Origin of the sequence: Kitasatospora sp. NPDC058046 (genome assembly GCF_042885595.1) — a bacterium.
Lineage (GTDB): Bacteria > Actinomycetota > Actinomycetes > Streptomycetales > Streptomycetaceae > Kitasatospora.
In genome coordinates this window covers 48,499-60,306 of sequence record NZ_JBHVRS010000025.1, presented here as the reverse complement: position 1 = coordinate 60,306, position 11,808 = coordinate 48,499, and the positions used below count along the sequence as shown (strand labels likewise).

Genomic DNA, 11,808 nt, shown 5'->3' with positions numbered 1-11,808 from the left:
CGGGGGCCGGCACGGGAACGGGCTCGGCCTGCTGGACGGGTTCGTGCACGGGGGTCGCGGCGACCGGTGCGGCGACCGGTGCGGCGGGGGCCGGCACGGGAACGGGCTCGGCCTGCTGGACGGGTTCGTGCACGGGGGTCGCGGCGACCGGTGCGGCGACCGGTGCGGCGGGGGCCGGCTGGGTGGAGGCAGGCCCTGAGGGGTACGTGGAGGTAGGCGTTGTCTCCTCGCCGCCCCGCTGGGGCGCCAGCGAAGCTGCCAGGTCTGCCTCGCGCGGCTGAGCAGCTGGGTTGGGGCCTGCGACTGGAATAGTCGCTGGTGACGCGTTGTCGAAGGGCGGTGCCGGTGTGTTGTTGATCGAAGCCAACTGGCCGGACTGCGAGAGAGTGTTAAGCGCATTGAAGGCGCCGCCGGCCTTGGAAGCTGCGCGCTTCCTGGGAGTACGTCCGGAAGAGCTGTTGCTTGCCATGGTGTTACTCCTCCCCGCGTGCCGGGGCGGCGAGAACACCGTGCGGTACTCCAAGAGCCTCGGCAAGAACCGAGGAGAAGTACGCGAAGTCGTCCGGGAGTGTGCCCCAGGTGTCGGCAATTCCCTCAAGGAAAGGGACGGTCGATTCGAGGAGTGAGACGCTGGGGAGTCCAGCGGGGAAGTCCGGCTTGCCTCCCTGAATCGTGTCCTCGATGTAGTCCTGAGCCTTCGTGTAGCTCACTCGCCTTGGGTAGGAGCGCGCGATGAGGACGTGAAGGTCGATCTCCTCACCCATCTCCTGAAGGAGCTGGAACGTGGTCGCGAGCTGCACGATGTCACCAACGTGCTGCTGGGTGGGAACGATGCCGCGCTTGGTGAGCGCCCAGGCTGCCTTGAGGACACCCGTGTGGGTGGGGCCGACGTCGATCACGAGGTGCTTGTAGCCGCGGGCCATCAGATCCGTGACCTGCTTGGTCATGAGGGATCCGGAGTACTGCACGACGGTGACGGAAGACGGCCATGCTTCTCCGACCGCTGCCTGCCACTTGAGGCATGTCTTGTTGGTCTCGTCGGCATCGACAAGAAGCACTGGCTCGCCGGTGAGTGCGAGGATCAATGCGATGTACACCGAGAGCGTGGTCTTCATGACCCCGCCCTTGGCGTTGCCAGCGGTGATGCGTACTCCACCCTCAGTGTTGATAGCTGCGATCACTGCTGTGCGAAGCGGCTCCTGGAGGCCTTCGATGATGGCCAGCAGCTGAGGATTGAGGCTATCGGGGAGCGTGAGGGACGGCGTCTCCGCCGGCTGAGGGCGCCCGTCGCTCTCAAATGAAGGCGCCTCGGCGGGCGCGGGGACGGTCACGCTGTGGAGCGCAACTTCCGCTGGATGCTTGGTCATGAGATGTGTGCCTTTGTCTTGCGGTGGGCGAGTGGCTAGCGGATCCGGTGAATGCGCCTTTGAGGGCCGCCTCCATGTCTGGATCTCGTGCTTCCAGCCAAAGCTCCTCATTGCGGTGAGGTCCACAGGGACCGCCGACTCCAGGTGAGGGCGTGTTCGCCGACTCCTTGAGCCTGACTCCCTGTTGATTGCGCACATCACGACCTGGCCTGCCTGATCGCGACTCAGGTGGATCTGCTTGCCTTGGCTGGCGTGCCTACGCTAGCAGAGCTGCAGGCGGAGCTGTGGGAGTCGGGCCCCAGTTCGCCCTTTTCGGGACACCTTGGCCGCCTCGTGATGAATTGCGGGCCGGTCTTCGTTGTGGCGCTGCAGGCTGACGCGCGACCCATCGGGCAGGGAGGGGTGCCTCACCTCCCGCGACTCAGATGAGCGCACGGGCACTCGATCTGATTGCTGTGTCCCTGTGTCCCTCCCCGTGTCCCCCCCTGTGTCCCAGATTGTGAAATTGTGAATCGAGTGATCGATCGACGACAGGCGTCGGGTAGTGATGTGGTTTGGTGAACTGCAAGGCGACACGCCGCCTTGATGGGATTTCACTAATTCACTAAATGGGACACAGGCAGGGATACAGGGAGGGACACAGGGACACAGCGGTCACGGTGAGTGGCTCAGGTGTCTCCGCGTGAAGTGGGTGAGGCGTGTGCTGCACTTGTTTGGCGTTCGATGACATGCGATGGCCGACTCTGTTTCCAGAGGCGGCCTGACGGTTGATGGAGTGCAGCAAGACGGACTGTGCTCTGTTCTCGGGGAGTCAAGGCTTCCTGGTCGGTCTAGACGTTGCCGTAGATGGGGTTTCAATGATGGTCTGCCGGAACGGCGCCACCGAGGGCTCCGGTGACACTTGCCTGCCTCTCGCGGAGCCCCCTACCTGCCTCTTGGGTCTGCTGGGCATTCCCGATGGCCGGCAGACCCCTGTCCGACCTGTCGTATCGGTGGAGTGCATGAGCGGCTGCGGCGGCGGTGACGTCCTCGCGACGCTCTCTGGCCTGAACTGCGTCGGCCACCACATCCAGGTTGTGTGGCGGCCGGCACGTCAGCGCCTGCCGCATGCTACGCAGGGTCGTAGCGAAACCGGCCAGCGCCTAGTCGAAAGCCCCGGCAACATGGATTGAAGGTATTGATGGACAAGGCTCGGCTCCGTCCTGTGCTCGCTCGCATTAGCAGGTGGCGTGGTGTGCGACCCTGTTCGGCACCAGGTGGTTTACCCCCAGAGAGTGCAGCGCTGTAGCTGGCCGAGTCTCGTTCACCGCCCGCTATGTGGACCCGAGTTGCCTTGCTGGGCTGGTGGCGCTGGGGTTCATGGGTGCGGGCAGTGCCCAGTACGAAAGGATCGCCTGCCACTGGCGGCGCTTGTCGGTATGCTCCCCCTGTCTCGACACCCGCGTCACCGATGTCTGCCACGCCGTTCCCAAATGGCAGCATCGCCGCTGTGACGACCGCGAGGCGATCACCGGACGGGCCTTCACTGGCGCCATTCCCGACTTTCTGCTGCCGTGCTGCACCAAGATCGCGTTCGCCATCAGCCTCTACAGCGGGATCCGCGCACACTGGGCTACCTTGGCCCCCGTCATCAAGGCATTCCGCCTCGCAGATGCCGGCCTCAACAACCCGGCCCATGCCCGCGCCACCTGGAGGGAGAGCGGCGGCCAACCGGACACGGACCTGGAGGCCCGCACACGACCGGCCTTTACACCGCCCGTTCCGACGACGGCACCGTCACCTTCCTGGACATCCGCACCGGCCGTGGCCAGTGGCGGCTTCTCGAACCCGTCACCGCCCACGCCTGGCAGCACCTCACTACCACCTACGACCTCGCGCGGGCGATCACCAACCTCGCCGCTCACCGGCAGCGGCACGGCTCCGACCCCTCCGCCAGGTCCGCGCAGACATGGTCGTCATCCAGATCGTCGTGTTTGGTGACGGGCGCATCGTCCAGCACGGTACCCACGAGGAGCTGATGCAGGACAGCGACGGCCCGTATGTCGTGGCGTGGAAGATCCAGGCAGCAATCTTCCGCATCCCCTTACACCACCGCCAACCGCTGACCTTGTGCCAAAGTCTCCCCAGTTGGCGGCCGTTGGGGCCGGCAGCGCGGCTTCCCCGGCGTGAGTGTAAGAAGACCCGGCCTGCGTGGTGTGTCAGGGGCGGGTCGGGCAACGGCGGTCGCCCGGTCCGGAAGCCTGCCCAGACAGCTCCCGTACGGATCACCGTGCCGTACACCGTGGCGCGAACCCCTGTCGCTCCCGACGGAGTGTCCGCACAGGCCCTGGAACGACTCCGAACCAGCCCAGCAGAACAACCCGGCCCATGTGATGGTCCGTTTCAGGGAGCGCAGCTCGAACCGGGGCAACAGATCGATCCGCTGCACCGACTGGGCGGCCCGTACCTTCTCGGTGACGCCTGCCTACGCCGACGGCCTGCGGGGCCCGCCCCTCTCGGCCGAAGCGATTTCAGGGCCAGGTGGACGTCGGAGGCTATTCGCGCTCGGCGGCCTCCAGGAAGCCGACGTGCTGGATCAGGGCTTCGCCGAGTTCCGCCCGGCCGGCGCCTTCGGGATCGCACGCGTTCCACAGGGTGATGCCGGCGGCGGCGATCGCCTTGCGCCGGTAGGGCGGGAGGTCGTTGGTCGCGGCGTCGTCGCACAGCGGCAGGAGGCGGGTCACGATGGCACGGGCGGTGTGGGACTGGGGGTGACGGGCGGCGCGCCGGGCGACGGCATCGGCGCCGGACACGAGCGCGGTCCGGTCGACGGTGGCCGCGGTGAGCTCCAGCCAGACCGTGTCGTCCATGGCTTCGGTGAACGCGAACTGTCCGGCGCCCTCGACCGCCGCGGGGTCGCAGGGGTCGAGAGCGAGGGCGGATCGCCAGATCGCGATCCCCCGCTCGAACAGCGGACCGGTGGCGGCGCCGGTAGTGCGGGGCAGCGCCCACGCGACCGCGTGAAGCAGCCGGGACAAGGCCCTTGGTGCGTGGTCGCCGTCCGCGACCAGGCCGAGGAACGAGTCGTGGCCGCCGAGCTCTTCCGGCCGGGCGAGAAGGAGAGCCGCGCAGATCCGCACGACCTGGTCGGCCGGGTCGTCACCGCGCAGGTAGGCGGCGAGCTGCGTGCGGTCGAGCAGGCGGACGATCGCCAGGACGGTGTCCGGGTTCGTGCTCTGGTGGGTGAGCCAGGTCAGGACGGGGCGGGACGGGTGGTCGAGGCCGAACAGGAGAGTGTGGTGGTCACCGGTCCACTGCGGTGCCCGTTCGAGGAGGTCGGGCAGGTGGGTGCCGATGGCGGCCAGGGCGTGGTCGTCGCCGGTGTCGAGGAGGGCGGTGAGCAGGGTCGCGAGTTCCTCGGGCAGCTCGCTGTCGGCGCCGGTGCGGGCCAGGCCCCAGTGGATCAGGGCGTCCAGATGCGCGTACGCGGCCGGCGGCTGGTGCTGCGGGGTACGGGTGGGGGCTGTCCACACGGTCACGGCGCTGATCAGCCACGGCACGACGGCGTCCTCCAGCCCGTCGAGGCCGTGGCCGTCGGCCCACGCATCGCGCAGAAGCAGGCACAGCGTCAGCTCCAGCCCGGCCAGGTCGTCGGGGCAGGAGCGGGTGACCTCGGGCAGCAGGTTCCAGGCGGCGCGCGCGGCCTGGGCGATCGCGGTGCCGCGGTCGGCGAAGGGGCACGGCTCGGCCTGGCACTGCGCCTGCAGCGCGGCTAGGTAGGCACAGGCCAGACCGGCATCGCCCAGGCCCTCCACGGCGTCCGGGATGCAGGACTCCCACAGGACGGGGTCGGCCGCGACGACGCGGCCCAGCACGTTGCGCGCGTAGCCGTCGGAGAGATCCTCCTCGCGGCGGGCCGCGAGCGTGCGGGCGGCGACGCCCACCCCCTGGGCGGTGGCGAGAGCACCGACCTCCCGGGCGGCGGTGGCGAGCCGGTCCAGGAACCCGCCGTCCACCCGGAAGACCGGCCCGGGCCGGCGGTCCGGCACTCCGGCGATGCCGTTCAGTGCGTCGACGACCGGTTGCCACGGCTCGAGAACGGCCACCGGCAGCACCGGGGACAACGCCCGCACCACCGACCACACGGGCGCGAGCCGGCCGAACTGTCCGGCGGCGGTGGCCTCCAGAGCCGCAGCGAGGTCGGCGGGCTCGGGCGGTGAACCGAAGGCGTCGGCCAGGACCGCCTCCAGGCGGTCCCGCACGTCGTGCGGGCAGTGCTCCACGACGGTGGCGACGAAGTCCGCGACGTCGTCGCTCACCCGCACCACCGCGCCGAGACCGGCGGCAACGCCGAGCGCCCGCTCCCACCACGCCTTCTCGCCTTCCGGCGCCGGCGGGACCTCCAGCAGGTGCACGGCGGTGAGCCGGTCGGCCGCCCGCCCGGCGGCCGTCTTCTCCCACTGCGCGGTGCGTTCCCCAAGGGCCGTGCCGTGGAGTGACTCGGTGCGGGCGTAGTCGAGCACCGCGCGGGCGGCGAGCAGGGTTGCAGACGGGCCGAAGTCGTCAGCGACGACGAGCGCCCGCAGATCGCCGACCAGATCCAGCTCACCCCACGGTAGATCCCGGTCCTCCGCAGCCAGTGCCGCTCTGAACGCCTTGGCCAGCACCGCGCGGACCGGCACCCGCAGGACCGGGTTCTGCTCGCCCTCCGGGGGGAACACCACGGCCTGGAGCTGGAGAAGGCCCTGCTGGATCTCCCACAGGTGGCCACCGGGCCGCACCACCATGTGCAGCAGCACGTTCTTCATGACGTCCACCCATGCCTGGTCGCGCGCGGGCGCGGGGATCCCGTGGAGCCAGCCCACGAGGTGCCGCAGGAGGTCGTCCAGGTGGGCCTCCTGGCCGGAGACGGCGCGCACCAGCCCGGCCGACGAAGCGCCGACGGTGCGCGCCACGCGTACCAGCGCGGCGAGCGCCCCGGCGCCGGCGCCGGTGAAGGCGGGGAGGTTCGCCGTCAGCCAGGACAGCGCCTTCTGCGGATCCGCACCCGCGACGCGGTGCAGGTAGGGCTCAGCGGCCCACCGGCCAGGCTCGGGCAGCAGCCGCTCCACGCTCAGCGCGTCCAGCCACAGCGGGCTCTCGGCGTGCTCGAAGAAGTACCGGACCTGACGCGGCTGGTGCCAGCGCCGCACCGCCTCCACGTCCGCCGCCGACGGAGCCTGAAGCTTCACCAGGCGCAGCAGTTCGGGCGCCAGCGCGGGCAGGCCCAGGACGAGCTGCTCGACATGCAGCAAGATCTCCTCCAGCAGGCCGCGGGCGGCGTCGGCACCACCGTCGTCCCCGGCGCCGTCGACCTGCCCGCCGTGCAGGACGCCCGAGGCGTCCGCGTAGAACCTGCCCCACAGGCGGACCGCCTCGGCCTCACCCGGTCCGGGTGCCTCCCGGGTCAGCTTCTCGACCAGGTGCTCGATCTGGCGCCGCCGGTAGCCGCCCTTGTCCTCACGCTCGCGGGCCCAGTACGCGAAGGCCTCCCGCAGGGCCGCCAGGTCATCACCGCCGTCGGCCTGTGCCCGTTCGGCCCGGCGTGCCGTGCTTCGCCCGCGCGTCTCCCGGACCGCGGCCAGGGCGGCCAGCAGCGGCTTCTGCTCCTCGGCCCCGGCCGGCGGCAGCGCGGTCATCGGCGCCATGAGGGCCAGCAGCGCCGTGACGGCCTCGAACTCCGCCGTCGGATCCGGACGGTACTTCGCCGGCACCGCCAGCAGCTTCCCCACCGCGGCGCCAAGACCGGTCCGCGGGTCGAGGACCGGCGGCATCTCCTCCGCCGCGACAACGGCGGCCAGCAGCGCATCCAGCGGTCCGGCCGGCCGGACCGGCTTCCGGTCGGCGCTTCCCAGGAAGGCCTGCAGCTCCCGGTACGCGGCCTCCTGAGCGTCGAACACCCCCTCGAACTCGCGGCCCGCCTCCTTGAGGAGGCTGTCGATGGCCGCCCGGCACGACGCCATGACAGCCTCGTACGGCTGCTCCCAGCGGCCGGCCTCGGACAGCATTATCCGGGCGTCCCGCAGGTGCCCCAAGGCCCGAAGTCCGTTGCCGCCCAGGTCAGTCAGCGCCTTGGCGATCGGGGACCCGGACGCCAGCCGGGCGGGGTCGGTATCTGTGCGGGATATGCCGTCGAGAGTCACCGGACCACGGTATCGGCCGGACGGCATCGCTCTCACCGGGCGGGCGCACCGTCGGTGCCGTGCCCCGATTCTGACGCCACCGTCCTGCGCCCGCCCGGCACACCGGCGGCCCGGCCACCCAGCCGGAGCGCGCACCTGGACGCTGCGCCTTCGCCTGGGGGCGGCAGGGAATCGACGTTCACGGCACCGCTGCTCGAACGCGTCCGGCTCGGCCCGGGCCGGTCTCCGGGGCCCGTAGGGGAGGCCCGCGAAGAGGAAACATGAAACAGGCGGAACGCTCTTCCCGATGCGCGGCCGCGGAGATGGAATGGATCCCACCGCACGCTCCCGCCGATGCCCGGCGGTCGAACGACCCGTTGTGTCAGGAAGGCCGTACACCGCCATGCGCATCGTGATCCTGCAAGGCGCCCTCGCGACGGAAGGAGGTGGCCCGTGCCGTGTCCGTGCCGAGTGCGCTCTGGTTCCGCAGGCCGGTCCGACCACGGACGTCACCGGCTACATGCGCTCGAACCTCGGCCCGAAGCGGACGACGAGGTGCCGAGCCACGTGCGTGGCCCGCCCAGGTGGCTCCCGCCTCGATGCCGACGGGCCGCGAACGGGCGGATCGCCCGAGGCTGCATCGCCCGATCCCGCAGCAGGATCGTCCGGACCAGGGGGCGCTGACGTGGAGGACTGCGCGTTCTGCGCCATCGCCGCAGGGGAGGTTCAGGCTGTCATCGTTCGCGAGTGGCCGGACGCCCTCGCGGTCCGCCCGTGCAGAGGAGGTGTGCATGCGGGACATGTCTTCGTCCTGCCCCGCGTTCATGTCGAGGATGCCGGAACCGACCCGGAGGTCACCGCTGTCGTGATGCGAAGGGCCTCGGGGCTGATGGCCGAGCACCCGCACGCGCGAACCTGATCACCAGCAAGAGCATGTTCGCCACGCAGATGGTGTTCCACTTCTTCTTGGGGCGGTTCAGATCTGTCTCATGACGTGTCGCTAGGGTTGGTGAACACGGTCGGAGCGGGCTCTCTGCCGCTGCTGTCTCTCGTCTCCTGGACGCCTCACGAGGAGATGGAGATGCTGCTGTTCGCAGTGAACTCGAAGGACGCGGTGTGCGACCCGGAGAGCCCGGTGCTGTCGGGCGAGAGTGTGGCGCGGCTGCTTGAGCTCCGGGCGATCGCCGACGGGACGCCGGTGTACCTGAACGAGGTGACGACGATGCCGGCCGAGCCGCACTGGTCGTGGGGCAGCAACGTGACTAGGCATACAGCGCCTCGGCCACCGTCGCGCCCGTCAGCGCCGTCGTCGCCATCCGCTTCGGCGTCATGGTGACCTCCACGACCCTGCGCACCAGGAAGGACACCGTCGAATCGATCCACTGCTCCAGGTCGGCCATGCCGCCCTCGGCCATGCCGATGTCCCCAGGGCAGCGCGCAGGGGGGAACCGGCCGTTGACCGCGAGCCCGCCGTCGACCAGGTCCGCGCGGCCCCGATGATGACCCCTGCGGCGATCGCCCCGGCCAACAGCAGCATCGGCCGTCAGAAGCGTCGCGGGTGGCGAGGACCTGGGCGTGCGGGGTCATCAGCAGGCCGCCAGCTGGCCTTGACGACGTACGGGATGCGCGTACCGCGAGTGCCAGAGCTCCAGCGCCCGCGCCAGGTCGAACTTGCCGCCCTCGCGGTGCCGGTACCGACGACCCGTCCGCCGCCTACCAGGCGAAATCCGGCATTGGCGCACGATCCGGTATGGATGTTCTTACCGATGCAGGCTTAGCGGGGTGACGATCGACGCTTCTTGCTGATGTATTCAGCGAAGGCCTTACCGTTGAACACACCGAACTCGAACTGGCACGGGAAGAGCGGTGGCTTGCCCTGGCGTTGGCGGAGTTCGTCCGTGACTCTGGCGTTGTCCGCCCACATTCGCAGGCTGTCAGGGACCAGGTAGATCTTCCCGTCGGTGCACAACATGTACGCCTGTCCGGTGACGATCCCCAAGCTGGCGATATGCAGGACGATGCCCCTGCCTTCCTCCGTGGCCACGGTGGGCAGGGCCAGGACCTCGGCCGAGGAGATTCCCAAGGCTTCGGCCTCCACGTCCTCCTGTGAGGCCCACTTCCCCTCTTCCGCGAACCAGTGCAGGGTCTTGCCGCAGACCCTTTCGTCCACAGGGTCGAGGTCAATGATTGCCAGCTGGGCGGCCTCGCTCAACTCAGCCGGCAGGACCAGGGTCGTGGTGGGAGTTCGGGGGGCGGTGATCCCCAGCATCATTACCTGCAACCGGCGGTCGGGCTTGAGCTGGATACGCCCGAGTGCACGGGCTGTTGACTCACCAAACTGCTCGCCGAGCTTGGTGGCCCAGGCCTCGACGAACGGGCCGAGCATCTTGACTACCAGGTAGCCCGCGAAGGCCAGTGCAATCGCGCCCCCGCCACTGTGCAACTCGCTGGCGTAGACGCCCGGCGAGTACCGCCGCCTCTTCGCGCCAAAGCTCGTGTCGACGTGCTGTTGCAGCATGGACAACACCGCGTCATGCCGGTCCATCCGAAGGACCCTCCGCCGAAGCTGCTCGCGCTCATCATCACCGGACCTTCGACGGCCCGCCTCCCCGACGGGAAGCGTCTCTGGTGTCGGCGCAGCCCCGCCCACCGGCTCGGGCCCAGCGCCCGTTGCTGTCCCCGGCTCCGCACCGGGCACCGCCGGAGCCCGGTCTTGGGGCAAAACAGACCGGAAGATCGCGAGGCAGTCGTCGCAGTCCTGCGTTTGCTCAAGCACTGTGTGGCAGAGGTTTCGTGCCTCCTCCGTACGTCCCTCCTCGTGCAGGGCCCGCGCAAGGAGAGCGAGCGAGAAGGCTTTCGATGCGGCAGCGGCATGCCGTGCGGCCTGCGGGTTAGTCACATGCCAACTGTCCCGGACGGAGGGTGGGGACGGGGGCGTTTCGCGCCATCTGGAAGTGACTCCGGCCGCCGTCGATGCCTGCAGCGGCGGCCGGAGCGAAGCCACCGGACAAGCTGTGCCCAAGACACGCCGGGCAAACGCAGCCCGCCATGTGGCCACAGCAACCGCCCCTGATCCCCGAGGCCAGGAGCGGGCTTGCCAGTCTCAACCCGCAGAAGCCCCCCATCGAGTGAATCCGGCGGGCTGGATTCACGGCTCGCCCGAGACTCATGAGACACCCCGATCACGAAGAACGCGCGCACGTCCACATCGGACCCCGTGCCGCCGGCGACCGCCTTCCGTTGGCCTGGACGTTTGGCACCACGCGCGCAGCCGCGATCTGATGGGAGAACCGAAGTGATCAACGTCGTGATGGCCCGCGAGGCGCTCCGCGAGCCCGGCTCGTCTGTGTTCCTCGTCGGGCCGACACCCCGCAGCGGCGGCCCTGTGGATTCCTGGCGACCGGCCGCGATCGCCGAACTCGACGCTCGGTGGAACGGCAACCTGCCGCTGACCGTGTTCTCGTCGGAGTCCCGCGGCGGCATCCGCGCCTAGCGCTACGACGACCAGGTCGGCTGGGAGACCGAAGCCCGCAAACGGGTCACCGTGGTGCTGTTCCGGATCCCCCGCGATCTGACCCACATGCCGGGCCTCACCACCAACGTGCCCGTATGGTTTTCGTCAAGCGGCGATGGCGGCCGGGGGCTCGTACGAGGTGCCGTCGCGGAGCATGGCGGAGAGCATGTCGATGCGTCTACGCGCCAGGCAGACGAGGGCGGCGACGTGGTGCTTGCCTTGCCGTCGCTTCTTGTCGTAGTAGGTGCGTGACTCGGGCGGGGACAACGACGCGAACGCGGCGAGGTAAAAGGCGCCTTTGAGTCGCTTGTTGCCGCGGCGTGAGGGATGCTCGCCCCGTATGGAGGAACCGGAGCTCCTGGTCACCGGCGCCAGGCCGGCGTAGGCGGCGAGGTGGCCTGCGGTGGGGAAGCTGGTGGCGTCGCCCACGACGATGAGGATGCGGGCCGCGGTCCTGACCCCGATGCCGGGCATGGAGATCAGGACCGGGGAAAGAGGGTGGGCCTCCAGCAGTTCCTCGACGCGGATGGCGAGGAGTCTGCGCTGGTCGAGTACGGAGCTGAGTGAGCCGGCGAGGCCGGGAACGATCAGTGAGGCGGCTTCTGTGCCGGGGACATCCCGCCGCGTGTTGCGGCTTGGCCCAGGACCTGTTTGTGGGGACGCGGAGTCCATACCGCGAGCGGCACTTGCGAGAGGGTCTTCTTGATCACCGCGGGACTTGTCCTCGGGTGCGGCCCGGATTCCGGTGGACGGGAACTCTGTGGCTCGTTTCCCATAATGCGGGTTC

6 protein-coding genes and 1 pseudogene are annotated in these 11,808 nt (G+C 69.4%); 1 reads left to right on the top strand and 6 read right to left on the bottom strand.

Annotation, left to right across the window (positions count from 1 at the left end; translation table 11 throughout):
• Positions 1 to 473: 473 nt before the first annotated feature.
• The 5 genes from ACFVU7_RS36720 to ACFVU7_RS36700 form a co-directional block, all read right to left on the bottom strand.
• On the bottom strand, positions 474 to 1,367 hold the full coding sequence (locus ACFVU7_RS36720; protein ID WP_388049908.1) for an AAA family ATPase: 894 nt from the start codon (positions 1,365 to 1,367) through the stop codon (positions 474 to 476).
• Positions 1,368 to 3,901: 2,534 nt separating this feature from the next.
• Complete coding sequence (locus ACFVU7_RS36715; RefSeq protein WP_388049906.1) at positions 3,902 to 7,528, bottom strand: hypothetical protein; 3,627 nt, start codon at positions 7,526 to 7,528, stop codon at positions 3,902 to 3,904.
• A gap of 1,044 nt (positions 7,529 to 8,572) precedes the next feature.
• Positions 8,573 to 8,764, bottom strand: coding sequence for a hypothetical protein (locus ACFVU7_RS36710; RefSeq protein WP_388049903.1), 192 nt, complete (start codon positions 8,762 to 8,764; stop codon positions 8,573 to 8,575).
• Between the two features lie 5 nt (positions 8,765 to 8,769).
• On the bottom strand, positions 8,770 to 8,922 hold the full coding sequence (locus ACFVU7_RS36705) for a hypothetical protein (protein WP_388049900.1): 153 nt from the start codon (positions 8,920 to 8,922) through the stop codon (positions 8,770 to 8,772).
• A gap of 359 nt (positions 8,923 to 9,281) precedes the next feature.
• Positions 9,282 to 10,052 carry a hypothetical protein gene (locus ACFVU7_RS36700; RefSeq protein ID WP_388049897.1) on the bottom strand — a complete coding sequence of 257 codons (771 nt, stop codon included), beginning with the start codon at positions 10,050 to 10,052 and terminating at the stop codon, positions 9,282 to 9,284.
• A 750-nt stretch (positions 10,053 to 10,802) separates the two neighbouring features.
• On the opposite strand from ACFVU7_RS36700, the gene ACFVU7_RS36695 reads away from it, so the two are divergent.
• Positions 10,803 to 11,000: a hypothetical protein gene (locus ACFVU7_RS36695; RefSeq protein WP_388049894.1), complete on the top strand. Its 198-nt coding sequence runs from the start codon at positions 10,803 to 10,805 to the stop codon at positions 10,998 to 11,000.
• A 126-nt stretch (positions 11,001 to 11,126) separates the two neighbouring features.
• Here ACFVU7_RS36695 and ACFVU7_RS36690 read toward each other — a convergent pair.
• A pseudogene (locus tag ACFVU7_RS36690) lies at positions 11,127 to 11,636 on the bottom strand (transposase); the annotation flags it as partial.
• Positions 11,637 to 11,808: the final 172 nt, after the last annotated feature.